Source organism: Pseudomonas sp. PDM09 (assembly GCF_014852305.1).
Lineage (GTDB): Bacteria > Pseudomonadota > Gammaproteobacteria > Pseudomonadales > Pseudomonadaceae > Aquipseudomonas.
In genome coordinates, this window is record NZ_JACVBI010000011.1 from 104,513 (window position 1) to 128,498 (window position 23,986).

Below are 23,986 nucleotides of genomic sequence, written 5' to 3' on the forward strand. Positions count from 1 at the left end.
TTGTCTGCGATCAATTACCAAACAACTAAAAGACCCAAGCCTGGCGGAGCACACAAATGAAACACCCCAAACCGAATTTCTACAACCTGGCCTGGCGCTGGCATTTCTATGCCGGCCTGTTCGTCGCGCCATTCATGGTGATGCTGGCCCTGACCGGCATCATTTACCTATTCAAACCGCAACTCGATCCGTTGATGTACGGCAGCCTGCTGAACGTCCCCGCCGCTCATCACACAGTCGCCGCAGACGACCTGCTCAAACGGGTGAAAGAGGCGTATCCACAGGGCCAGATCAAACAGTACCTGCCGCCGGCCAACGCCGAACGCAGTGCGCAATTTGTGGTGATCAATGAAGGTCATGAACTGAACGTGTTCATCGATCCATACCACGGCGACATCCTTGGCGAGCAAGACGCGAAGAAGAATCTGCAAGCGATTGCGCGCTCGATTCACGGCGAATTGATGATCGGCACCGTCGGTGATCGGTTGGTAGAGCTGGCCGCCGGTTGGGGCGTGGTGCTGGTGGTCTCCGGGGTATTTTTGTGGTGGCCGCGCGGCCAGTCCGCCGGGATTCTCTGGCCACGCTTGAACAGTCGCGGCCGAGTGCTCTGGCGTGATCTGCACGCGGTGACCGGGTTCTGGGGCGCGGCATTGCTGCTGGTGATGCTGCTCAGCGGCATGACCTGGACCGGGTTCTGGGGCAAGCAATACGCCGACCTCTGGAACCGCTTCCCGGTAGCCATGTGGAATGACGTGCCCAAATCCGACGTCGAGGCCCGCAGCCTCAACAGCGCCACGCGCCAGACCGTGCCGTGGGCCATGGAAAATACGCCGATGCCGATGTCCGGCGACCACGCCGAACACATGGCCCACACCAGCACCAAAGCCGGCCCGGCAGCGCCGACCATCAGCCTGCAAGACGTGCAAAACATCGCCGTGCAGCGCAAGGTCGAACCCGGCTACAGCATCACCTTCCCCACCACGGCCACCGGCGTATTCACTATCGCCGTGTTCGCCGACGACCCGCGCAACGACGCCACCTTGCATGTCGACCAGTACACCGGCGACGTCCTCGCCGACGTGCGCTGGCAGCATTACAGCAACGTCGCCCGGGCCACCGAAGTCGGCGTGATGTTGCACGAAGGCAAGATGTTCGGCCCGTTCAATCAGATCATCGTGCTGCTGATCTGCCTGATGATTTTGCTCAGTGCGGTCAGCGGTGTGGTCATCTGGTGGAAACGCCGGCCACAGGGCAAGTTCGGTGTACCGCCGTTGCGTCACGACCTGCCGAAATGGAAAACCGCGATAGTCATCATGTTCGGGCTGGCGGTGATGTTTCCGTTGGTGGGGGCTTCGCTGGGAGTGGTCTGGGTGTTGGATCGATTGCTGCTGTCGCGCTTTAGCCGGCAAACTGAATCCACCTCAGCTTCATCATGAAGCAGGTGAGATGCGTGTTTTAGAGGGATCTATAGACTTCTGGCGATTATCTCTGAAGCATAGGGCCTCTTCGCGGGCAAGCCTCGCTCCTACCAGTCCTGTGTCGTATGTGTGATTTGATCGTTCCCACGCTCTGCGTGGGAATGCAGCCCGGGACGCTCCGCGTCCCAAAAGCGGACGCAGAGCGTCCATTGATGCCTTCCCACGCGGAGCGTGGGAACGATCGTTGGGAATGAAATGACCTCGCTGAACCTCACCAACCTCGCCTGGACACCCCTGGGCCACGGCCATTGCCATCACCAGTTCCAGCTGCGTGATGCATCATTGCACGTGGCTGCTGGTGAGTTCGTCGGGTTGATCGGCCCCAATGGCAGCGGCAAGACCAGCCTGTTGCGGTGCGCCTATCGTTTCAGCAAACCGGAAAGCGGTGAGGTCAAACTCGACCACAACAACGTCTGGAAGCAATCCTCTCGCTGGTGCGCGCAACGCATCGCGGTGGTGTTGCAGGAGTTCCCCGACGCCTTCGGCCTGACCGTGGATGAAGTGGTTGCCATGGGCCGTACGCCGCACAAAGGCCTGTTTGATGGCGATACCCTCGAGGATCGAAACTTCGCGAGCCAGGCCCTGGAATCGGTCGGCCTCAAGGGCTTCGAAGACCACGCCTTCGCCACCCTTTCCGGTGGTGAAAAACAGCGGGTAATCCTCGCCCGCGCCCTGGCCCAGCAACCGCAATTGCTGATCCTCGACGAGCCGACCAATCACCTCGACCCACGCTATCAGCTGGAGCTGTTGCAACTGGTCAAACGCCTGCAGATCGGCACGCTGGCGAGCATCCATGACCTCAATCTGGCGGCGGCCTTCTGTGATCGACTGTATGTGATCAATCACGGGCGCATCGTCGCCAGCGGCCCACCCAAAGAAGTCCTGACCGCCCAACTTTTGCACAACGTGTTCGGCGTCGACGCCCTGATCGACGACCATCCCTTGCACGGCTACCCACGAATCACCTGGATAACCCAACCATGACTTTGCCTTCCCTGCTTTGCGTTGCTCTATTGCTGGGTAGTGCCCAAGCCTTCGCCGAAGCCACGAAATACCCGCTGACCGTCCAGAGCTGCAACCGCGAAGTGACCTTCAAGCAAGCGCCGAAACACGCGGTCAGCCATGACATCAACATGACCCAGATGATGCTCGCCCTCGGTCTCAAACCGCAGATGGCCGGCTACAGCGGCGTGACCGGCTGGAAGTCGGTGACGCCCCAGATGCAGACCATCCTTGATGGCCTGCCGGAACTGGCGGCCAAGTACCCGTCGGTGGAAACCCTGCTCAACGCCAACGTCGACTTCTTCTTCGCCGGTTGGGATTACGGCATGCGCGTGGGCGGTGATCTCACGCCGCAAACCCTGCAACCGCTGGGCATCAACGTCTACGAACTTACCGAGTCCTGCGCCTTCGTCATGAAGCGCCCACCGGCCAGCCTGGAAGACACCTACAACGACCTGCGCAACCTCGGAAAAATCTTCGACGTGCAGGATCGCGCCAATACCGTGATTGCCCAGATGCAGGCGCAAGTCGCCGACATCCGCAAGGATCTGCCGACCGACAAGCCTCGGGTATTTCTATACGACAGCGGTGAAGACCGGGCCATGACGTCCGGGCGACTCGGCATGCCTCAGGCGCTGATCGATGCAGCGGGCGGGCGCAACATTCTCGACGACGTCGAGGCGAGCTGGACCCGTGTCAATTGGGAGAACGTGGTCGAGCGCAATCCGCAGGTGATCGTGATCGTCGATTACGGCGAAGTTACCGCGGAGCAGAAGGAGCAATTCCTGCTCAATAACCAGGCGCTGCAATCGGTGGATGCGATCAAGAACCAGCGCTTCATCGTCATTCCGTACGTACAGGCCACGCCCGGGATCGATAACGTGCTGGCGGTCGAAACCCTGGCCAAGGGTTTCCACGGCGAATGATCGATCGTCGCTATGCCTTGTTGCTGATCGCCCTCGGTGCGCTGTTGCTGGTGTCATGCGTGGTGTCGCTGGGTTTCGGCCCGGCGCGAGTGCCGGTGGAGGTGGTGTGGCGAATATTGCTGCACAAGATTTTTGGTTTCGGTGGTCCGGACTGGACGGCCGGCCAGGAACACATCGTCTGGCTGATCCGCGTGCCGCGCATGTTGCTCGGCGCGCTGGTGGGCGCTGGTCTGGCGTTGATTGGCGCGGTGCTGCAAGCGGTGACGCGCAATCCATTGGCTGATCCGCACTTGCTCGGGGTCACCTCCGGCGCCACCCTCGGTGCAGTGATCGTGGTGTTGCATGTTGGTGAGATCGCAGGCTTGCTGACCTTGCCGATTGCGGCGTTTATCGGCGCGTTGTTGAGCATGTTGATCGTGCTGATGATCGCCAACCGTCATGGGCGGCTGGACAGTGATCGGCTGCTGTTGTGCGGCGTGGCGGTGTCGTTCGTGATGATGGCGATCGCCAATTTGCTGTTGTTTCTGGGCGACCATCGCGCCAGTTCGGCGGTGATGTTCTGGATGCTCGGCGGCCTCGGGCTGGCGCGTTGGGAATTGCTTGCGGTGCCGGCGTCCAGCGTGTTGCTGGGGCTGGTGTTGTTGCTGGGGATGGCCCGGCCGTTGAATGCGTTGATGGCCGGCGAACAGACGGCTGTGACCCTCGGGCTGAATGCTCGCACCGTGCGGTTGCGGGTGTTTTTGATTGCGTCGTTGATGACGGGGGTGTTGGTGTCGATCAGTGGCTCCATCGGCTTCGTCGGGCTGATGGTGCCGCACATTGCCCGGCGTTTGGTTGGGGCCGAGCATCGACGGTTGCTGCCGGTGTGCGTGTTGCTTGGCAGCCTCTTCCTCGTCTGGGTCGACGTCGCCGCCCGCACCCTGATCGCCCCGGAAGACCTGCCCATCGGCGTCGCCACCGCCGCCATTGGTGGCTTGTTCTTCATCGGCCTGATGCGCCGCCGCTAACCCCTTCTCTACCAGATGTACACAGCTCCTACGGTAATCCGTGTCGGACGAGAATTTGGTGTCAGACGTGAGAATGCCGCCAGGGACGCTCCGCGTTGCGCCTTTGAATGTTTAACGGATGTGTCAAAACACGGAAGTTTCCCACGGGTTTTTCAGGTTGTTCGTCGGACGCGGGCCCTCTAGTCTTGGGCTGTCGCTGAACACTCAGCGATCGGGTGTGAGAACCCGGCAACAGAGATGTATGAATCTACCGTCAGTATCACCATAATTGCCGCCAGCTATTCGCTGCCTGCAATGCTCTATGGCGGCTGTGTGCGGGCGGACTTCGGTCCGGCCGGTTCTCTGTTCCCGGTTTTCTCACCCTGCACATAGCTGCCACCACTTTCCGTGTGAGAAACGGCAAATGGTGGCCCCAGCACGGACAGAGAATTTAAATGAAGAAATTAGTCCCCGATCCACCAAATCAATACACCGAAAAACCTCGCCGCCCCAGCACCCTGTTCCTGGTTGCCCCGGATGCCGGCACCGAAAGCCTGCTGGCCCACGCTTGTGAATCGTTGGCCTCGGCGAGTGTCCTGGCCAGCGATTTCGCCAACAACCTGATCGGCCCGCAGCGCCATACAGCGATGGCGATTCAGCAGGTCATCATGCTGGCGGAGCTGGCGGTGAACCGGGCGCTAGATAACGTCGACCCGGCGTAGTCCCTGTGGGAGCGGGCTTGCTCGCGAAGACGGCAGCACATCCAACATCACTGTGACTGACACACCGCTTTCGCGAGCAAGCCCGCTCCCACATTTGATCTGCGGCGTCCGTAATGCCCTGCGCCCCAATGTGGCGCATCTTCTCGCACCAACGCGCCAGACGCGATCCTTCATGGTGCGTCGCCCACACCCCGCAACCGCTCTAATACGACATTTCCTTGCCCTTCCCCGACCGGGCACAGCCCTTGCTAAAGACCCTTCAGTCGTCCGCATCTGCCAACCATAAAAAACTTTAACGTTCATGGAGATCGCACAATGAAGCGTCGCAGTTTGATCAAGGCTTTCACACTATCGGCAAGCATTGCCGCGATGGGCATGGCCTGGACGGTCCAGGCCGCCGAGACCATCAAGGTCGGTATTCTGCATTCGTTGTCCGGGACCATGGCGATCTCCGAAACATCCCTCAAAGACATGGCGTTGATGACCATCGACGAAATCAACGCCAAGGGCGGCGTCAACGGCAAGATGCTTGAACCGGTGGTGGTTGACCCAGCATCGAACTGGCCGTTGTTCGCCGAGAAGGGCCGGCAGTTGCTGACTCAGGACAAGGTGGCAGTAGTGTTCGGTTGCTGGACGTCGGTGTCGCGTAAGTCGGTATTGCCGGTGTTCGAAGAGCTCAACGGTCTGCTGTTCTACCCAGTGCAATACGAAGGCGAAGAGATGTCGCCGAACGTGTTCTACACCGGCGCCGCGCCTAACCAGCAGGCGATTCCGGCGGTGGAATACCTGATGAGTGAAGAAGGCGGCAGCGCCAAGCGTTACTTCCTGCTCGGCACCGACTACGTTTACCCGCGCACCACCAACAAGATTCTGCGCTCGTTCCTGCACTCCAAAGGTGTGGCGGACAAGGACATCGAAGAGGTCTACACCCCGTTCGGTCATAGCGACTATCAAACCATCGTCGCCAACATCAAAAAATTCTCTGCCGGTGGCAAGACCGCCGTCATCTCCACCGTCAATGGCGACTCCAACGTGCCGTTCTATAAAGAGCTGGCCAACCAGGGCCTGAAAGCCACCGACGTTCCGGTTGTGGCGTTCTCCGTGGGCGAAGAAGAACTGCGCGGCATCGACACCAAACCGCTGGTGGGCAACCTCGCGGCGTGGAACTACTTCGAGTCGGTCGAGAACCCGCAGAACAAGAAATTCGTCGCCGACTGGAAAGCCTACGCCAAGAAACACAACCTGCCGGGCGCTGACAAAGCGGTGACCAACGACCCGATGGAGGCCACCTATGTCGGTATCCATATGTGGGCGCAAGCGGCGGAAAAAGCCAAGTCCACCGACGTCAACAAAGTCCGCGAAGCCCTGGCCGGCCAGACCTTTGCCGCGCCGTCCGGTTACACCCTGACCATGGACAAGACCAACCACCACCTGCACAAACCGGTGATGATCGGCGAGATTCAGGCCGACGGTCAGTTCAACGTGGTGTGGCAGACCGAAGGGCCGATCCGCGCCCAGCCGTGGAGCCCGTTCATTCAGGGTAACGACAAGAAGCCGGACTATGCGGTGAAGAGTAACTGATTCACCCCGCTTAGCCTGATCGTTCCCACGCTCTGCGTGGGAATGCCTCAACGGACGCTCTGCGTCCGCTTTGGGACGCGGAGCGTCCCGGGCTGCATTCCCACGCGGAGCGTGGGAACGATCAATACAGGACACTCGTTATGCCCACTGCCCTTTACCGCTTGATCCTCGCCGTCGCGCTGTTATTGCCGATGGCCACCCACGCCGGCGACGCCGAAGACTTCGTCGCGGCCAATCCCGTGCAACAAGCAAAACTCTTGGAAACCTGGGCCGCGCAGCCCGATCCGGCCCGTATCGAACTGATCAACGCCCTGCAACAAGGCGAATTGACGGTCGATGGCCAACCAAAAACCCTGCGCCTGAACAATCGCCTGCGCGGTCTGATCGATACCGCGCTGGCCAGCCACCAGTTGCTCGCCGCCGACGCCAAAATCCGCTTGGCCGCCGCGCAGCAATTGCAGAAAAGCGCCAAGCCGGCACAGTTGAAATTCCTCGACCAGCAACTGGCTGGCGAAAAAGACGAAACCGTCCACGCCGCCCTGAGCCTGGCGCTGGCCAACCTGCAACTGGTCGACACCGACCCGGCCGTGCGCCTCGCCGCTGTGCGTCTGCTCGGTGAAACCGGCGACCCGCTGGCCCGCACCCGCCTCGAAGGGTTGCTTGAACCCGGCGTCGAAGCCGATGCCAATGTGCGCACCGCCGCCGAAACCAGCCTGGCCCAGGTCAAACGCAAACTGCTGATCGGCGAGATGCTCGGGCAGGCGTTCAGTGGTATGTCCCTCGGTTCGATCCTGCTACTCGCGGCGTTGGGACTGGCGATCACCTTCGGCCTGCTCGGCGTGATCAACATGGCTCACGGCGAGATGCTGATGCTCGGCGCCTACTCGACTTACGTGGTGCAGCTGATGTTCCAGCGCTTCGCCCCGCAAGCCATTGAGTTCTACCCGCTGATTGCTTTGCCGGTAGCGTTTTTCGTCACCGCCGGGATTGGTATGGCGCTGGAGCGCACGGTGATTCGTCACCTCTACGGCCGCCCATTGGAAACCCTGCTGGCGACGTGGGGCATCAGCCTGATGCTGATTCAGTTGGTGCGCCTGGTGTTCGGCGCGCAGAACGTTGAAGTGGCCAACCCGGCGTGGTTGTCGGGCGGGATTCAGGTGTTGCCGAATCTGGTGCTGCCGTACAACCGCATCGTGATCATCGCGTTCGCCTTGTTTGTGGTGGTGCTGACCTGGCTGCTGCTGAACAAGACGCGGCTGGGCCTCAACGTGCGCGCCGTCACCCAGAACCGCAACATGGCAGCCTGCTGCGGCGTACCGACCGGGCGCGTCGACATGCTCGCTTTCGGCCTCGGCTCGGGCATCGCCGGCCTCGGCGGTGTGGCGTTGAGCCAGATCGGCAACGTCGGCCCGGACCTCGGTCAGAGTTACATCATCGACTCATTCCTGGTGGTGGTGCTCGGCGGGGTCGGTCAATTGGCCGGTAGCGTATTGGCCGCCTTCGGCTTAGGGATAGCCAACAAGATTCTCGAACCGCAGATCGGTGCGGTGCTGGGCAAAATCCTGATCCTCGCGCTGATCATTCTGTTCATCCAGAAACGTCCGCAAGGCCTCTTCGCACTGAAAGGACGGGTGATCGACTGATGAATCAGCCTCTGCTGCTCACGGCCACACAAAAGGCCGGCCCCAAGGTCACGATTGCTGTCGGTGCGGTAATCCTCGCTCTGCTGCTGGCGTTGCCATTGCTGTCGTTGTTACCGGAGGACAGCACCTTTCATGTCTCGGCTTATACGCTAACTCTGGTGGGCAAAATCCTGTGCTACGCCATCGTCGCCCTGGCCCTCGATCTGGTCTGGGGTTACGCCGGCCTCTTGTCGCTGGGTCACGGTCTGTTCTTCGCCCTCGGCGGTTACGCCATGGGCATGTACCTGATGCGCCAGGCCTCGGGCGATGGCTTGCCGGCGTTCATGACGTTCCTGTCGTGGACCGAATTGCCGTGGTACTGGAGCGGCACCAGCAGCTTCCTCTGGGCCATGTGTCTGGTGGTGTTGGCGCCGGGCCTGCTGGCGCTGGTGTTCGGTTTCTTCGCCTTCCGCTCGCGGATCAAAGGCGTGTATTTCTCGATCATGACCCAGGCCCTGACCTTCGCCGGGATGCTGCTGTTTTTCCGCAACGAAACCGGGTTTGGCGGCAACAACGGCTTTACCAACTTCCGCACCATTCTCGGGTTTGGCATCACTGAACCGGGGACGCGTGCGGTGTTGTTTTTTGCCACGGTGTTGTTGCTGGTGGCGAGTTTGTTCATCGGTTGGCGTCTGGCGCAAAGCAAGTTCGGCCGGGTGCTGACCGCGTTGCGGGATGCGGAAAACCGCTTGATGTTTTGTGGCTACGATCCACGTGGTTTCAAGCTGTTTGTCTGGGTGTTGAGCGCGGTGTTGTGTGGTTTGGCCGGCGCGCTGTATGTGCCGCAAGTCGGGATTATCAACCCGAGTGAAATGTCGCCGACCAACTCCATCGAAGCGGCCGTTTGGGTGGCGCTGGGTGGTCGCGGCACGCTGATCGGTCCGCTGCTCGGCGCTGGTGTAGTCAACGGGATGAAGAGCTGGTTCACCGTGGCGTTTCCCGAGTACTGGCTGTTTTTCCTCGGCGCGCTGTTCATTGTCGTGACGTTGTACCTGCCCAAAGGCGTGATCGGGTTGCTGAAAAAGAGGGGTGAACAATGAGAATCACTGCGACGGCTGAATTCATGCTCGAACCGGCATTTTTCCCCGTAGAGCCCAACAGGGACGCGGGCAGCAGCCGCGATGCCATCGGTCTCGGCCAACGCGTCGGCCCGGGCCTGAATACCCGCCACGGCACCATCCTGACCCTGGAAGACATCAGCGTCAGCTTCGATGGTTTCAAGGCGCTGAACGCTCTGAACCTGTACATCGGTGTCGGCGAATTGCGCTGCATCATCGGCCCCAACGGCGCGGGCAAGACCACGCTGATGGACGTGATTACCGGCAAGACCCGGCCCTCTCACGGCAAAGCCTGGTTCGGTGAAACCCTCGACCTGACGCAGATGAGTGAAGTGCAGATTGCCCAGGCTGGTATCGGTCGCAAATTCCAGAAGCCGACGGTGTTCGAGGCCTTGAGCGTGTTCGAAAACCTGGAGTTGGCGCAGAAGACCGACAAGTCGGTATGGGCCAGCCTGCGGGCTCGTCTCAGTGGCGAGCAGAAAGATCGCATCAGCGAAGTGCTGGAAACCATCCGCCTGACTGCCTCGGTCAATCGCCCGGCGGGTTTGTTATCCCACGGTCAGAAGCAGTTTCTGGAAATCGGCATGTTGCTGATGCAAGACCCGCAACTGCTGCTGCTCGACGAGCCGGTGGCGGGCATGACCGACGCCGAAACCGAATTCACCGCCGAGCTGTTCAAGAGCCTGGCGGGCAAGCATTCGCTGATGGTGGTGGAACACGACATGGGCTTCGTCGGCTCGATTGCCGACCACGTCACCGTGTTGCACCAAGGCAGCGTGCTGGCCGAAGGGTCGCTGGAGCAGGTGCAGGACAATGAGCGGGTGATCGAGGTTTACCTCGGTCGCTGAGAGCTGTGGAGATGATCGTTCCCACGCTCTGCGTGGGAATGCCGCCGGGGACGCTCCGCGTCTCGCTGACAATGCAGGGCTCAAGTCCTGCGCACGGGTGACGCGGAGCGTCACGGGATGCATTCCCACGCAGAGCGTGGGAACGATCACTGGGGGAGGAATTCGAACATGCTGCAAGTCGACAAGCTGCACCAGTACTACGGCGGTAGCCACATCCTGCGGGGCCTGACGTTTGAGGTGAAGGTCGGCGAAGTCACCTGCCTGCTCGGGCGCAATGGCGTGGGCAAAACCACCCTGCTCAAATGCCTGATGGGTTTGCTGCCGGCCAAAGAAGGCGCGGTGAACTGGGAAGGCAAACCGATCACCACGTTCAAGCCGCACCAACGGGTACATGCCGGCATCGCCTACGTGCCCCAAGGCCGGGAAATCTTCGGCCGGTTGACCGTGGAAGAAAACCTGCTGATGGGCCTGTCGCGCTTTCCCGGCTCCGAAGCCAAGGAAGTCCCGGCGTTCATCTATGAGCTGTTCCCGGTGCTGCTGCAAATGAAGCAACGGCGTGGCGGTGACTTGTCTGGTGGTCAGCAACAGCAACTGGCGATCGGCAGAGCACTGGCCAGTCGTCCACGGCTGCTGATCCTCGACGAACCCACCGAAGGCATCCAGCCGTCGGTGATCAAGGAAATCGGCGCGGTGATCAAGCAGCTCGCGGCTCGCGGTGATATGGCGATTCTGCTGGTGGAACAGTTCTACGATTTCGCCGCCGAACTGGCCGATCAGTACCTGGTCATGTCCCGGGGCGAGATCGTGCAGCAAGGTCGCGGCGAAAACATGGAAGCCGAGGGTGTCCGTGGACTGGTTACGATCTAACCTGCAGCTTCCTGGCGATTAATTGAAATTATGAATTTACCTGCCCCTATCACGCTGTTCACCCCCAGCTGGCATGCCGAGCTGGAATTGGGCTACGCCCGTTTCGGCGACAGCACGCGCCCGGTGCAGCGTCGCCACAAAGGCCCGCTGCGGGTGCAGAAGCATCTGTACGCCGAAGGCCCCGAGGTGTGCCAGCACATCATCGTCCATCCGCCGGGCGGGATTGCCGGGGGTGATCGGCTGGACATCTCGGCCAGCGTCGGCACGCATGCCTGGGCGCAAATCACCAGCCCCGGTGCCGCCAAGTGGTATCGCGCGGCCGGGCCGGCTTATCAGAAACTCGACCTGCGCGTGGCCGCCGGTGCTACGTTGGAGTGGCTGCCGCAAGAGACGATTATCTTCAGCGACGCTCAGGCGGAACTCAGCACCCGCATCGACCTTGAGGGCGATGCGCGGTTGTTCTACTGGGATGTGGTGGCGCTGGGACGCCCGGCCAGTGGCGAGCGTTTCGATCTCGGACATTTTCAGGCGCATCTGGATATACGCCGCGATGGCCAGTTGCTCTGGCACGAACGCCAGCGCATTGTCGGCAATGATGGTTTGCTGGATTCGCCGATAGGGCTGGACGGCCAACCGGTGTTTGCGACGTTGCTGGTGACGGGTGAAGTCGATAGCGAATTGCTGCTGAAGTGCCGCTCGTTGCCCAATGACGTGCGCGGGGATCTGACGCAGTTGCCGGGGCTGTTGGTCGCCCGATGCCTAGCCAGTGAAGCGCTGTTGGCACGTGGCTGGCTGATTGATTTGTGGCGGTTGTTGCGCCCGGTGTTGCTGGGGCGAGAAGCTGTCCAGCCAAGAATATGGGCCACCTGAATGATGCTTTTATGTGGGAGCGAGCCTGCTCGCGATGGCGATCGCACAGTCAACATCTTCGCTGGATGTGATGACCTCATCGCGAGCAGGCTCGCTCCCACAGGTAACTCGTTCACAAATCCGAATACCTTTTTATCTGCCCAGATGGATTCCAAACGATGGACCTGACCCCACGCGAAAAAGACAAGCTGCTGATCTTCACCGCCGGCCTCGTGGCTGAGCGGCGTTTGGCTCGCGGCGTGAAGCTCAATTACCCGGAGGCCATGGCCTATATTTCCGCAGCCCTGCTCGAAGGCGCGCGTGATGGCCAGACCGTGGCCGAGCTGATGCATTTCGGCACCACCCTGCTCAGCCGCGAACAAGTGATGGAAGGCATCCCGGAAATGATCCCGGAGATCCAGGTCGAAGCGACGTTTCCCGACGGCACCAAACTGGTCACCGTTCACCAACCGATCGCCTGAGGCCGCGCCATGACTTACCACATCCGCGATGCGCTGCTCGCCGACCTGCCAGCGATCCGCGACATCTACAACGACGCCGTACTCAATACCACGGCGATCTGGAACGAACAGGCCGTGGACCTCGGTAACCGCCAAGCCTGGTTCAGCGCCCGGCAAGACCAGGGCTATCCGGTGCTGGTTATCGTCGACGGCGACAACAGCGTAGTCGGCTACGCTTCATTCGGTGACTGGCGCCCGTTCGATGGGTTCCGCCACACGGTCGAGCACTCGGTGTACGTGCGCAACGACCAGCGGGGCAATGGCCTCGGGCCGCAACTGATGGAAGTGCTGATCGAACGCGCCAAAGGCTGCAACAAACACGTGATGGTCGCCGCCATCGAAAGCGGTAACGGCGCCTCGATTCGGCTGCACGACCGGGCCGGTTTTGTCGTCACCGGCCAAATGCCGCAGGTGGGCACCAAGTTCGGCCGCTGGCTGGACCTGACCTTCATGCAACTGATCCTCGACCCGGGTGCAATGCCACCCGGTCCCCACAAGGAGTGATACCCATGAACGCCGCCCAACTGCGCCGCGTCAATGTTGAAAGCTTTGCGCACTATCGTCAGGGTTTGATTGATTTGCTGCTCGACGCCGTCGGCTATGGCGCCAGCGTCGGGTTCATGGCGGATCTGGACGCCACCCAGGCCCGAGCCTATTTCGATGAAGTCCAGGAGAACCTGAACAAAGGCAACGTGCTGCTGTGGGTGGTGGTCAAGGACGAACAGGTGCAGGCCAGCGTGCAGCTGACGTTGTGCCAGAAAGCCAATGGGCTGAATCGCGCCGAAGTGCAGAAACTGTTGGTGCGTGAACATGCCCGTCGTCGCGGCCTGGGCCAACAGATGATGCATGCCGTTGAGCTCGCGGCCCGCCAGCACAAGCGCGGCATGCTCTACCTCGACACCGAAGCCGGCTCCCCCGCCGAAGACTTCTACAAGGCTTTGGGTTACACCCGCGCCGGCGAAATCCCCGACTACGCCTGCGACCCGAACGGCCGCTACAAACCGACCGCCCTCTATTACAAGATTCTCCAAGGAGCCCATTGATGATTCCCGGTGAATACCAGATCCAGCCCGGCGACATCGAACTCAACGTCGGCCGCCGCACCCTCAGCCTGAAGGTGGCCAACAGCGGCGACCGGCCGATCCAGGTCGGCTCGCATTATCACTTCTTCGAAACCAACGACGCCCTGACCTTCGACCGCGCCGCCAGCCGCGGCATGCGCCTGAATATCCCCGCCGGCACCGCCGTGCGCTTCGAGCCGGGGCAGAGCCGCGAGGTCGAGTTGGTAGACCTGGCCGGGCATCGCCGGGTGTTCGGGTTTGCCGGCAGGATCATGGGTGATCTCGACTGACTGATCGTTCCCACGGTCCCCGTGGGAATGCATCCCGTGACGCTCCGCGTCACATAACGGCGGACGCAGAGCGTCCATGGCGGCATTCCCACGCAGAGCGTGGGAACGATCAATTTGTGCAAGGAATACCAATGAAGATTTCCCGTCAGGCCTACGCCGACATGTTCGGCCCCACTGTCGGTGACAAGGTCCGTCTGGCCGACACCGAGCTGTGGATCGAAGTGGAACAGGACTTCACCACCTACGGCGAAGAAGTGAAATTCGGCGGCGGCAAAGTCATTCGCGACGGCCAGGGCCAGAGCCAGTTATTGGCCGCAGAGGTCGTTGACACCCTGATCACCAACGCCCTGATCATCGACCACTGGGGCATCGTCAAGGCGGACGTCGGCCTCAAGGACGGGCGCATCGCCGCCATCGGCAAGGCCGGCAACCCGGACATCCAGCCGAACGTCACCATCGCGGTCGGCGCCAGCACCGAAGTCATTGCCGGTGAAGGCATGATCCTCACCGCCGGCGGCATCGACACGCATATCCACTTCATCTGCCCGCAGCAGATCGAAGAAGCATTGATGAGCGGCGTCACCACCATGATCGGCGGCGGCACTGGCCCGGCCACCGGCACCAATGCCACTACGTGTACCTCCGGGCCGTGGCATCTGGCGCGCATGCTTCAGGCCGCCGATGCCTTCCCGATGAACATCGGCTTCACCGGCAAGGGCAACGCCAGCCTGCCGGAACCGCTGATCGAACAGGTCAAGGCCGGCGCCATCGGCCTCAAGCTGCACGAAGACTGGGGCACCACCCCGGCGAGCATCGACAACTGCCTGAACGTGGCCGACCAGTACGACGTTCAAGTGGCGATCCACACCGACACCCTCAACGAGTCGGGCTTCGTCGAAACCACCCTCGCCGCCTTCAAGGGCCGCACCATCCATACCTACCACACCGAAGGTGCCGGCGGCGGCCATGCCCCGGACATCATCAAGGCCTGCGGTTTTGCCAACGTATTGCCGAGCTCGACCAACCCGACCCGGCCGTTCACCCGCAACACCATCGACGAACACCTCGACATGCTGATGGTCTGTCATCACCTGGACCCGAGCATTGCCGAAGACGTGGCCTTCGCCGAGAGCCGCATTCGCCGCGAAACCATCGCCGCCGAAGACATCCTTCACGACCTCGGCGCCTTCTCGATGATCAGCTCCGACAGCCAGGCCATGGGCCGGGTCGGTGAAGTCATCACGCGCACCTGGCAGACCGCCGACAAAATGAAAAAGCAGCGCGGCCCGCTGCCCGGTGATGGCGAAGGCAACGACAACTTCCGCGCCAAACGCTACATCGCCAAATACACCATCAACCCGGCGATCACCCACGGCATCAGCCATGAAGTGGGCTCGGTGGAAGTGGGTAAATGGGCGGATCTGGTGCTCTGGCGTCCGGCGTTTTTCGGAGTCAAACCGACGCTGATCCTCAAGGGCGGAGCCATTGCGGCCAGCCTGATGGGTGACGCCAACGCTTCGATCCCGACGCCGCAGCCGGTGCACTACCGCCCGATGTTCGCCAGCTACGGTGGCTCGCTGCACGCCACCAGCCTGACGTTTATCAGCCAGGCGGCGCAGGAGGCCGGTTTGCCCGAAGCGTTGGGCCTGAAAAAGAAAATCGCGGTGGTCAAAGGTTGCCGTGACGTGCAGAAAACCGATCTGATTCACAACGATTACCTGCCAAACATCGATGTCGATCCGCAGACCTATCAGGTCAAGGCCGATGGGGTGTTGCTGTGGTGTGAACCGGCAGAAACCCTTCCGATGGCTCAGCGCTACTTCCTGTTTTGAGTCGCTGGATACGTCACAAGCAAAGGCCTCGAACATCTGGGTCGAGGCCTTTGGTTTTGCCCGCATTGCTAACGGTGTGCAACCCCAAGCAGCGCTAAGCGGGCCCGATCCATCGCTTGCCGGGTCAGTATTCTCAACCGTTGCCTGATTTGCTGATCGATGTCCTCCAGCGCCTGGGTGTAGTCATCGTCACTCATGAGCTGACCCTCGGCGAAGTCGTTTTCGTCGTTGCCCAACTCGCGACACAACTGGTTGACCTGCACATCCAGGGCAGACTTCGCCTTCGGGACAACCGCCTCGGCCCGACGTAGCAACGCGTCCTGTAACTCGGTGATGGCGTCAATCCGTCGTTTCAAGCCATTCAGTTCATCAGGGTACGAAGTCTCCAGCCAGGTTTTCCAGACAGGTTGCTCAAGCAGCCGATCCGGCAGCAGATCACCTTCCTCCAGCGCCACGATCCGCTCGAACGCCGCGTCGATCATCTGCCGGGTCACCCCGGCGATCTTGCGGAACTGCATGCCCCGGGCCTGCCATGGCAGAGACAGACGCTCGGCCAGGTCGGTCATGTAGGCCAAGTGGACTTCCACTTCATCGATCGTGCCGGTGACATTGCCATGTTCGTCAACCCGTCGGAACTGCTCGCCTGCCGCCACCCGCGTGGCGACTCGGTGACGGGCGATGGCGCCGATCTCATCGAGGCGAGACTTGCCCAGCGCCAGTTCCAGCAATTGTGGTTCGATCAGGTCCAGACGCCCCAGGGCATAGGCCTCATGGATCAACACCTGCACCCCCATGGCGTTGAACAGTTGCGTCCCACCGTCCACGCATTCGGTGGGCGCAGCGGCTTCGGCGAACAACCTGACCCGCAGTTCGCTGTTCTGTGCCATGGCCTCGAGCATCCGCCAGACCTTGGCGGTCAAGTCCACCCGATAGGCGCCGCCGGCCGTGAAGTCGGCGGACTGGGTGAGCCTGCGGATTTCATTGAAGAACGGTAGCGAGTCGAATTCATCCTCAACGTCGTACCAGACTTTCTGCCCGGCCAGCCATTGCGACTCCGTCAGCCCCTGGGACCACTCCAAACTGTCCAGCGTGCCTCGGGGCGGATATAGACGCTCGGGGTCCAGGCCGACCGACTCGATGTATAACCTGAGGGTGTTCAGATTGTCCGGCGAGATCCAGCGCGGCTCTTGACTGATCAATGTGCGCGCCAACAATTCGGCGCGAAATGAGCCGGGAGCGACATCCGGTACCCGAGTGATCGGGTTATAGCGCAAATCCAGATGAATATTGTGGGGGCGCGGCTGGGAAAACAGACCTACGGGCCAACTGTCCAGGCCCGTCTCGCTTAGCAACAGTGTCTGCAGGCCTGGCATCCGACTGACGTCAGGGCTGAGCTTCAACGGGTTGCCGCTTAAGTCTAAAGACCTCAGGCGGGTCAACCTCTTCAGACGTGCGACTGCCAGCACATCCAGTTCGATGCGGTTGTCACTGAGGTACAGATCGGTGAGATGGCTCATGTCACTGACCGCCTGCGGAAGGGTGGTCAGCCGATTGCCTTGCAGGTTGAGCTGCCTGACCCGATGGAACGCCTCCAAAAAAGGCTCAGCCTGCGCAGTGAGCTCGCCATTGCTCAGGCTCAGCATGGTGACATGGTCAAAGTTGGCTTCCAGCTTCGGCAGGGTCGCCAGGTGGCGACCCATCATTGGAATGTTGTCCAGCAGCAATGCCTGGGGCAGAACCACACCCGCTGCCTCGGGTCCCGGTGGCCCGGCTCGGCGCCAGCATTGCCTGATCGCTTTATAGAGCAGGTTTCGCGACCGCCCCTCCGCCAGGCCCGCCGAGCTGAATCGAAACGAGGCGGTAGGCGATTTCAGCCAGCGTTGCAGCTCCCGGTTCAACTGATTGAACTCAACCTCCAGCGCTGTAAGCCGCTCATGCGCCGAGCCGCCATTTTGAGTGAACCCCGCCAGCAAGGTCTCGACCTGCTCTTGTGTGAACCCCGGATATAGCGAACAGGCTCGACGACGCAAGCCCAAACCGTGCGGTGCCTGCTGCGCGTAACGTTGCATACCGCCACGAAGACGCATGATGGACGGATCATAAAAAGGCTTGAGAACAGGGTTTTCCAGCAATACAGGCTCAAATCGGTCGCGCGCCAGCGGATGTGCCTGGATCCTGTTTTCCAGCCGTTGCGCCTCATGGATATCAAAGCCCAGGGTCGTGCGCTGGGTATCGGGTAACGCGTGCAGCACCGCGGCATACAGTGTGTCGTCACCATGCAGGTGCTGATCGAGCGCATCCCGTGCCTGGTATTGGCCGTCTTCCCCGAGAATCAACAGCTTGCGCATCGGTGCGTCCACCGGGCCGATACTGTCGAACAACCGGCCTTGAGCCGAGTATTCGCGAATTTCCAGCCGCAGATCACTCGGCCAGCCTGGCAGGGTCTCAAGCGAGTGCAAGGCCAGCCGGGTCGTGTCGGTGCTGTACAGTTCTTTGAGGTATAGCCCTTCATAAGCGCGAGCCAAGCGTATTTGCTGCTCCGCGTGTCGGGCCTGTTGCGCCAGGTTCAGGGGCGTGCGTTGTTTCTCGTTCAAATGTTGCAAGTCCGCGGGATCGGCATGACGCAACAGATCCTCGGCCATGCTGATCGACAGATCCGGATAGTCGCTTTTGAGCCGTCGCACCAACAGATTGTCCGAGCGTTCGCGACGCGAATACAGGTAATCGAAAAGTCGTTTTTGCGATTGTCGTGCCTGCCCGCCAAGCAGCTCTCGGGTGGCCTTGATACGCGCCTGGCGGTCACCGCCCAGCCATTCGCCAAGGAGTTCACGAAGCTCATGCTCATCAAGGAACTCGACAACCCGCTCAGGTAACATTCCGGCGACAAGCTCTTGTCGGCTCATGCGCAATGTATGCACCGGTAACGCACTGGCAAAACCCTCCTTGATCGACGAGCCTGACAGATTCGCTGCGTCGAAAACCTCGATGGCCTTGCCCTCGGGCCAGCCCCGCACCTCAGTCATGAACCGCGGTACAAGCTCAGCCCATTCGTCATCGATCCGATTGCCGAGAATTCGTCCTGCGCAATCCTCGGCATCGGCATACACGTTAAAGCGCTTAAGCGTGTCGCGTAATGAGGCGGGCGGCGTTTCGTGCTCCACGTGGAGCCAGCGCAGCCTATCCTCATGCACGCCGCTGACGACCGATATGTGTTCCAGGGTTTCATCGGAGAACCTATCCACTGAAGCCCCCAGACGCCGGAGCAACCGGCTCTTGTCCCATTCAAGCGGTTGATCGAGTTCGGTCTTCCAGCTGCCGGCGCCGTTGTGCTCCAGCAGCGGCTGATAAGCATCGGGCCGGCTCGGATGCTGGAGGCGATGCTGCCCGGTCTCCGGATCCTGCATCAGCGCATAGCATTTGTCGTCGAGCCGCAGCAGGTCCTGTTCTTGATACCGCAACAGGCCCTCTTCGCTGACCGGTGCATCCACCGGCAAGACCATCGCTTGTTCATAGGGTTTCAGGTCCGGGTTCCACAACCGCTCCTTGCCGGCCACCTCCACCGGTTTGAGATCTTCGACAAATGGCGAGATGTTGATCGGGGCCAGCCTGCCGCTGGGCAAAACGTGCCCGGCGCCCATGAGCGCCAACTGCGCAAAGTTGATCAACACGCCGTTGATGTACGCCGAGGCCTGCGCCTTATCACCCTTACTCCAGTCTTCGATGCCCTCGGCCAGTTCCGCGAGCATCTGCGCGACCATGATTCCCAGCATCGCTTCGCCAAGACCGGGCACCAGCATCGCGGTGAAATTGAAGAGGTTCCAGCCAACCGACAGATAGCTGGTCAAGCGTTTGAAGCGGGCGGTGGCGTCTTCGTCGTCGGTCGGCACGGCGATGCATCGCGCATCGGCAATGGCCTTGTCGCGGCGTTCGAGAAACAGTGTCTGCCACAACTCACCGGTAATGAGATTGGTGAACGGTTCTGCGTTGGGATTCTCGATCGCCGTTTCGCGCCACCACGGGCCCATGTCGAGAGGTTCGCGCTGCTGCCAGGTAAAGGTCGTGAGGCGTTCGTTGACCCGGGCAAAAAAGTGCCCTTTATCTTTGTGTGCCACAAATCGGCTGAAAAAGGTCTGGTACCCGGTGTTTCGCAACTGACCGAGCAGGGTTGTCATGAACGCGGCCAGCGATGGGTATTCCTTCAACGGCTGTTGCGGATCCTCTGGCACATAAGCGATCAGCGGACCGGATAAACGGCTCTGCCGGTAAATATCTTCTCTGCGCAACAGTTCATCGTCCACACCCTGCGCACCATTGGCAAAGAACGCCTGCAACAGTTTGTATTGCTCGTATTCTCGCCCTGGCAATACTGGAATGCGCTGCGACCAGTCCAGCCAGAACTTCAAGGTGACGGGGGTCAGGGCGTCGATGGCGCGTTTGATCTGCGACGGTTCGCTGACCGCGCTGAACAACACGATGCCGGTCAACCTGAAACCCATCAGCGATAAACGATGAGCGTGCAACGGGCGGTCGTACAAGGTGACACCCGCACGGCTTTCACAGACATCGCACAGTTTGGCGTAGGCATGATCGCTGATATCGCCCTTCAACCGGGCAACCAGCGCCGCCACCTGAAAGGCTGCCTTCTCGCTGGCGACTGAATCTTGCTGCAGGGTTCGCTGCGCCATGGGTGTTGCGGGCAACAGGATGGATTTGATGTGTTGCTGGTATTGCTCACCAATATTCAGACTTCGGCATAACGACGCAAACCTTGGCAACGTGATCTGCGGGACCCGCGCAAAAACGCCACGGGCATCCTTGCGATAGATACCCGAGCTGCTGCGCCATGCATCTTCCTCGGTTTCTGACGTTTCGAAATTATGTAAGGCCGCCTCCAACAAGGTAGATGAGCGGACGCGACTGGCGCCGGTATCGATGCCGAAGATAATCTTGCTCGGCACTTCAAGTTGCACGACCCAATCATCAACGTTTTCGACCACATTAAAGTTTTCTTTTAATAACGAACCGAGCAGAGGCTCGGCGAATGCCTTTATCTCCTGTTGCAAATCAGCCAGCGTCTTGTCCAGCACGGCCTGCAGGCGCCAGCGCCGTTCAATCAATGCTTTAAGCTGTTGGCGGTCAATGGCTCGCGCCTCGCCATACCAATCGGGAGTCTGTGGATCCAGTTCCGTCAGGGCTTTCAACCTTGGCGCCGATGCACGCCTGATCGAGTCCGGGATAACACCGAGTACGCGACTGTAATGCTTGCCGTTGTTTTCGATTTGAGATGCTTCAGATTCCAGCGAATTGCTTCCATGCAAATCAGCCACTGTTCAATCACCTTGCTGTCAGGTCGGGAATCAACAGCTTTATTCACCCTCGGCCAAAACAAAAGACCAAATATCGGGTAAGGCCCCCCTTGAAAAGGCACTGGACCCTTCGAAAATCATGTGGCCGAAAATACACAGATACCACCACGCAGCCGCGGGCCTATGCCAACCGGTGAGCGGTCTTCTTTTCGCAGTCAAAAGCGCTACTATGCGACTCGCTGTCTCGCACTCAGGTAACCGCCATGCGCCTTTCCGAATTCATCGTGTTACACGTTGACCGCATCGTCGATGAATGGGAGCAATTCGCCAAAACCATCACCCCTGCCGCCGAATCCATGGACCGCACCGCACTGCGCGACCATTCAAGGTCGATCCTGCTGGCGGCTGCGCGGGACATGACCAAGCCCCAGAGCGCCAGCGAACAGCTGGCCAAAGCCCGTGGCGAAGGCCCGGAAAAGACCCCGAGCCTGGACGAAGCCGGCGCCAGCCATGGAGAGCTGCGGCATACCGTGGGGTTTGACCTGGTACAGATGACCAGCGAGTTCCGTCATCTGCGCGCCTGCGTGATCCGCTTGTGGGTCAACAGCCTGGACTCCCCCGACATCGCCTATTTCCAGGACATGATCCGTTTCAACGAGGCCATCGACGAAGCCCTGGCCGAATCTACGGCGGCCTATGCCGAGCAGGTCAATCACTCCCGGGACATTTTTCTGGCAATTCTTGGCCATGACCTGCGCGCACCGCTGCAAGCGGTGAGCATGTCCACCGAAATCCTGATGCGTAAAACCAACCTTGAGGGCGACGCATTGACCTGCGCACTCCACATCAAGCGTGGCACCCGCCACATGGCGGTGATGATTGGCGATTTGCTGGAGCTGGTCCGCAGTCGCCTGGGCAAGAGCCTGCCGATCGAACCGGCGCCCATGGATCTGGCCGATACGGCGCGTGAAGCGATTGCCCAGGCCTGCGCTGCTCATCCGCAATGCGATCCGACATTGAGCGTCGAAGGCGATACCCAAGGTGTGTGGGATGGCCGAAAGCTCAATCAGATGCTGCAGAACCTGATTGGCAATGCCTTGCAACACGGCTCGAGCAACAACGCGGTCAAGCTGACCCTCAGGGGCGAAGCGGACAGCGTTCGGCTCACCGTGCACAACGACGGTGCGCCGATTCCACCCGAGGCGCTCCCCACTATTTTCGATCCGCTGGTACGCAGTGCCAACGAAGCGCTCAACGGGCCGACCACCAGCCTTGGTCTGGGACTGTTCATCGTCAAGGAAGTGGTCAAGGCCCATCAAGGGACGATCGACGTCAGCTCCAATGAGGCCGATGGCACGATGTTTACCGTGGTGTTGCCCAGGAAGGTCTGACGGCGGTAGACCGCGTTATCATTCTTCGCGAGCAAGCCCGCTCCCACATTTGATTTGTGTACGCCGCAAATCCCCTGTGGGAGCGGGCTTGCTCGCGAAGGCGACCTGACAGACAACACAAAAACACCAGAACGATTACTCGACCAGCAACCGCCCCAACCGCTGCTTGAGCATGCGGTTCTCGGCCCGCAGTTGCTGGACTTCTTCCAGCAGATCCAGCGCCAGGGCGACACCTTCCCATTCCAGCTCCAGGTCGCGCCGCAGCTTGGCAGCGCGCTTGGCCAGCACCAGCTCATAATCGGTGAAACGCCAATCCTTGGGCTGTGCTCCCTGAGGTTCGAGGATGCCGTGTTCGACGATCTCGATCACATGCACGTCCGACAGTTCGGTCGCCTCGCAGAATTCTGCCAGGTCCAATAGAACGATCACGGGGTCGCTCATGATTGGCTACTCCTTATCTCAAAATCAAAAGTTCTCTCGCGGATTGAAAGCGGCTTTTTTCGCCAGCTCCTCCCACAATTCTTTGACGTCATGGTCGAGTTTTTTCGGCATCACTGCCTTGAGCTGCACGAACAGGTAGCCACGGTGGCCGGCCTTGTGCAGCAGGCCGTGGCCCTTGGCGCGCATGCGCTGGCCATTCTGGCTACCGGCCGGAACCTTGAGGTTGATCTTGCCGGTCAGGGTCGGCACCGCGACTTCGGTCCCCAGCGCCAGCTCCCACGGAGCCAGCGGCAAGGTGATGATCAGGTTCTCGCCTTCGACGTCGAATTTGGGGTGCGGCGCAAAACGGATGGTCAGGTACAAGTCGCCATTGGCTCCGCCACCGATGCCCGGAGCGCCTTGGCCCTTGAGGCGGATGCGCTCACCGTCGGTCACGCCAGCGGGGATCTTCACGTTCAGGCTTTTACTGGTGTTGCTGACATGCTGGCCGGCAGCGTTGTAATGCGGCACCTGGAAGCTGACTTTCTTCGATTCGGTCGAGAGGGTTTCTTCCAGAAAAACCGGTAATTCCATTTCCACGTCTTGCCCTCGACGTCCGGCGCTATGGCCCGACCGTCCACCACCACCGAAACCCGGACCACGGTTGCCGAAGATCGAACTGAAAAAGTCTGAGAAATCGCCCGTGTCCTGACCACCACCCCCGAAACCACCGCGGCTCTGCCAACCCGGTGGGCCCTGAAAGGGCTGACCGTGGTGGCCGTATTTGCGCAAGTCGTCGTATTCGGCGCGCTTGTCGGCGCTTTTCAGCGCTTCATAGGCTTCCGAAGCGTCCTTGAATTTGGCCTCGGCGTCCTTTTCCTTGCTGACGTCGGGGTGGTATTTGCGCGCCAGCTTTCGATAGGCGGCCTTGATCGCCTTATCGTCCGCGGTCGGCTCCACACCGAGAATCTTGTAATAGTCTTTGAAGTCCATCGAGGGAATCACCATCCATTATCGAAATCGCGCAGCCAGGCACAGCATGCTCTTGTTTGCAGCGTTTGGATTGACCGATCTCAAGGTTGTGACCGGGCAGCGCATCAGAAGTTTATCGGCAGCAGGGCGCGGTTCTTGCAGTCGCCCCAGGGGTTGCCAAGTCTATGCAGGGA

Annotated in this window: 19 protein-coding genes and 1 pseudogene; 17 read left to right on the forward strand and 3 right to left on the reverse strand. The window is 60.3% G+C overall.

Going from position 1 to position 23,986, the window contains the following annotated elements; translation table 11 throughout:
• The first annotated feature begins 56 nt into the window (after positions 1-56).
• The 16 genes and pseudogenes from IB250_RS24205 (at position 57) to ureC (ending at position 15,703) form a co-directional block, all read left to right on the forward strand.
• Positions 57-1,436: a PepSY-associated TM helix domain-containing protein gene (locus IB250_RS24205; RefSeq protein WP_192345884.1), complete on the forward strand. Its 1,380-nt coding sequence runs from the start codon at positions 57-59 to the stop codon at positions 1,434-1,436.
• 237 nt (positions 1,437-1,673) lie between these two features.
• On the forward strand, positions 1,674-2,462 hold the full coding sequence (locus IB250_RS24210) for an ABC transporter ATP-binding protein (protein ID WP_192345886.1): 789 nt from the start codon (positions 1,674-1,676) through the stop codon (positions 2,460-2,462).
• Complete coding sequence (locus tag IB250_RS24215; RefSeq protein WP_192345888.1) at positions 2,459-3,406, forward strand: ABC transporter substrate-binding protein; 948 nt, start codon at positions 2,459-2,461, stop codon at positions 3,404-3,406. Before IB250_RS24210 ends, IB250_RS24215 begins: the two co-directional genes overlap by 4 nt.
• Complete coding sequence (locus IB250_RS24220) at positions 3,403-4,413, forward strand: FecCD family ABC transporter permease (protein WP_192345890.1); 1,011 nt, start codon at positions 3,403-3,405, stop codon at positions 4,411-4,413. The genes IB250_RS24215 and IB250_RS24220 overlap by 4 nt, the downstream gene beginning before the upstream one ends.
• A 452-nt stretch (positions 4,414-4,865) precedes the next feature.
• Positions 4,866-5,114, forward strand: a pseudogene (locus tag IB250_RS24225) (DUF6124 family protein); the annotation flags it as partial.
• A 315-nt stretch (positions 5,115-5,429) separates the two neighbouring features.
• Positions 5,430-6,695 carry an urea ABC transporter substrate-binding protein gene (urtA, locus tag IB250_RS24230; protein ID WP_007907378.1) on the forward strand — a complete coding sequence of 422 codons (1,266 nt, stop codon included), beginning with the start codon at positions 5,430-5,432 and terminating at the stop codon, positions 6,693-6,695.
• A 140-nt stretch (positions 6,696-6,835) separates the two neighbouring features.
• Positions 6,836-8,338, forward strand: coding sequence for an urea ABC transporter permease subunit UrtB (gene urtB, locus IB250_RS24235; RefSeq protein ID WP_192345892.1), 1,503 nt, complete (start codon positions 6,836-6,838; stop codon positions 8,336-8,338).
• Positions 8,338-9,417 (forward strand): urea ABC transporter permease subunit UrtC, encoded by a 1,080-nt coding sequence (gene urtC / locus IB250_RS24240; protein WP_192345894.1) that lies wholly within the window; start codon positions 8,338-8,340, stop codon positions 9,415-9,417. The genes urtB and urtC overlap by 1 nt, the downstream gene beginning before the upstream one ends.
• The gene (urtD, locus tag IB250_RS24245; RefSeq protein WP_192345896.1) at positions 9,414-10,283 is read left to right on the forward strand and encodes an urea ABC transporter ATP-binding protein UrtD; all 870 of its coding nucleotides are present in this window, start codon (positions 9,414-9,416) and stop codon (positions 10,281-10,283) included. Before urtC ends, urtD begins: the two co-directional genes overlap by 4 nt.
• A 168-nt stretch (positions 10,284-10,451) precedes the next feature.
• A complete protein-coding gene (gene urtE / locus IB250_RS24250; RefSeq protein WP_007907370.1) occupies positions 10,452-11,150 on the forward strand; it encodes an urea ABC transporter ATP-binding subunit UrtE in 699 nt (232 codons plus the stop codon).
• 30 nt (positions 11,151-11,180) lie between these two features.
• On the forward strand, positions 11,181-12,020 hold the full coding sequence (locus tag IB250_RS24255) for an urease accessory protein UreD (protein WP_192345898.1): 840 nt from the start codon (positions 11,181-11,183) through the stop codon (positions 12,018-12,020).
• 158 nt (positions 12,021-12,178) lie between these two features.
• On the forward strand, positions 12,179-12,481 hold the full coding sequence (gene ureA, locus IB250_RS24260; protein WP_007907366.1) for an urease subunit gamma: 303 nt from the start codon (positions 12,179-12,181) through the stop codon (positions 12,479-12,481).
• A 9-nt stretch (positions 12,482-12,490) separates the two neighbouring features.
• Positions 12,491-13,024 (forward strand): GNAT family N-acetyltransferase, encoded by a 534-nt coding sequence (locus IB250_RS24265; protein ID WP_192345900.1) that lies wholly within the window; start codon positions 12,491-12,493, stop codon positions 13,022-13,024.
• A gap of 5 nt (positions 13,025-13,029) precedes the next feature.
• Positions 13,030-13,563, forward strand: a complete 534-nt coding sequence (locus IB250_RS24270) for a GNAT family N-acetyltransferase (protein ID WP_007907362.1) — start codon at positions 13,030-13,032, stop codon at positions 13,561-13,563.
• Positions 13,563-13,871 carry an urease subunit beta gene (locus IB250_RS24275; RefSeq protein WP_008011171.1) on the forward strand — a complete coding sequence of 103 codons (309 nt, stop codon included), beginning with the start codon at positions 13,563-13,565 and terminating at the stop codon, positions 13,869-13,871. The genes IB250_RS24270 and IB250_RS24275 overlap by 1 nt, the downstream gene beginning before the upstream one ends.
• A gap of 131 nt (positions 13,872-14,002) precedes the next feature.
• A complete protein-coding gene (gene ureC / locus IB250_RS24280) occupies positions 14,003-15,703 on the forward strand; it encodes an urease subunit alpha (protein ID WP_192345902.1) in 1,701 nt (566 codons plus the stop codon).
• 68 nt (positions 15,704-15,771) lie between these two features.
• Here the strand turns inward: ureC and IB250_RS24285 are convergent, their stop codons facing one another.
• Complete coding sequence (locus IB250_RS24285) at positions 15,772-21,030, reverse strand: dermonecrotic toxin domain-containing protein (RefSeq protein ID WP_192345904.1); 5,259 nt, start codon at positions 21,028-21,030, stop codon at positions 15,772-15,774.
• Between the two features lie 242 nt (positions 21,031-21,272).
• Here IB250_RS24285 and IB250_RS24290 point away from each other — a divergent pair, with 242 nt between their 5' ends.
• On the forward strand, positions 21,273-22,400 hold the full coding sequence (locus tag IB250_RS24290) for a sensor histidine kinase (protein ID WP_192345906.1): 1,128 nt from the start codon (positions 21,273-21,275) through the stop codon (positions 22,398-22,400).
• Between the two features lie 135 nt (positions 22,401-22,535).
• Here the strand turns inward: IB250_RS24290 and IB250_RS24295 are convergent, their stop codons facing one another.
• A complete protein-coding gene (locus tag IB250_RS24295) occupies positions 22,536-22,841 on the reverse strand; it encodes a chaperone modulator CbpM (RefSeq protein WP_192345908.1) in 306 nt (101 codons plus the stop codon).
• Positions 22,842-22,865: 24 nt separating this feature from the next.
• A complete protein-coding gene (locus IB250_RS24300; RefSeq protein WP_192345910.1) occupies positions 22,866-23,813 on the reverse strand; it encodes a DnaJ C-terminal domain-containing protein in 948 nt (315 codons plus the stop codon).
• Between the last annotated feature and the right edge of the window lie 173 nt (positions 23,814-23,986).

Coding starts and splice junctions, on each gene's coding strand:
- IB250_RS24205 (WP_192345884.1), top strand. CDS start 57: ATGAAACACCCCAAACCGAATTTCTACAACCTGGCCTGGCGCTGGCAT.
- IB250_RS24210 (WP_192345886.1), top strand. CDS start 1,674: ATGACCTCGCTGAACCTCACCAACCTCGCCTGGACACCCCTGGGCCAC.
- IB250_RS24215 (WP_192345888.1), top strand. CDS start 2,459: ATGACTTTGCCTTCCCTGCTTTGCGTTGCTCTATTGCTGGGTAGTGCC.
- IB250_RS24220 (WP_192345890.1), top strand. CDS start 3,403: ATGATCGATCGTCGCTATGCCTTGTTGCTGATCGCCCTCGGTGCGCTG.
- urtA (WP_007907378.1), top strand. CDS start 5,430: ATGAAGCGTCGCAGTTTGATCAAGGCTTTCACACTATCGGCAAGCATT.
- urtB (WP_192345892.1), top strand. CDS start 6,836: ATGCCCACTGCCCTTTACCGCTTGATCCTCGCCGTCGCGCTGTTATTG.
- urtC (WP_192345894.1), top strand. CDS start 8,338: ATGAATCAGCCTCTGCTGCTCACGGCCACACAAAAGGCCGGCCCCAAG.
- urtD (WP_192345896.1), top strand. CDS start 9,414: ATGAGAATCACTGCGACGGCTGAATTCATGCTCGAACCGGCATTTTTC.
- urtE (WP_007907370.1), top strand. CDS start 10,452: ATGCTGCAAGTCGACAAGCTGCACCAGTACTACGGCGGTAGCCACATC.
- IB250_RS24255 (WP_192345898.1), top strand. CDS start 11,181: ATGAATTTACCTGCCCCTATCACGCTGTTCACCCCCAGCTGGCATGCC.
- ureA (WP_007907366.1), top strand. CDS start 12,179: ATGGACCTGACCCCACGCGAAAAAGACAAGCTGCTGATCTTCACCGCC.
- IB250_RS24265 (WP_192345900.1), top strand. CDS start 12,491: ATGACTTACCACATCCGCGATGCGCTGCTCGCCGACCTGCCAGCGATC.
- IB250_RS24270 (WP_007907362.1), top strand. CDS start 13,030: ATGAACGCCGCCCAACTGCGCCGCGTCAATGTTGAAAGCTTTGCGCAC.
- IB250_RS24275 (WP_008011171.1), top strand. CDS start 13,563: ATGATTCCCGGTGAATACCAGATCCAGCCCGGCGACATCGAACTCAAC.
- ureC (WP_192345902.1), top strand. CDS start 14,003: ATGAAGATTTCCCGTCAGGCCTACGCCGACATGTTCGGCCCCACTGTC.
- IB250_RS24290 (WP_192345906.1), top strand. CDS start 21,273: ATGCGCCTTTCCGAATTCATCGTGTTACACGTTGACCGCATCGTCGAT.
- IB250_RS24295 (WP_192345908.1), bottom strand. CDS start 22,841: ATGAGCGACCCCGTGATCGTTCTATTGGACCTGGCAGAATTCTGCGAG.
- IB250_RS24300 (WP_192345910.1), bottom strand. CDS start 23,813: ATGGACTTCAAAGACTATTACAAGATTCTCGGTGTGGAGCCGACCGCG.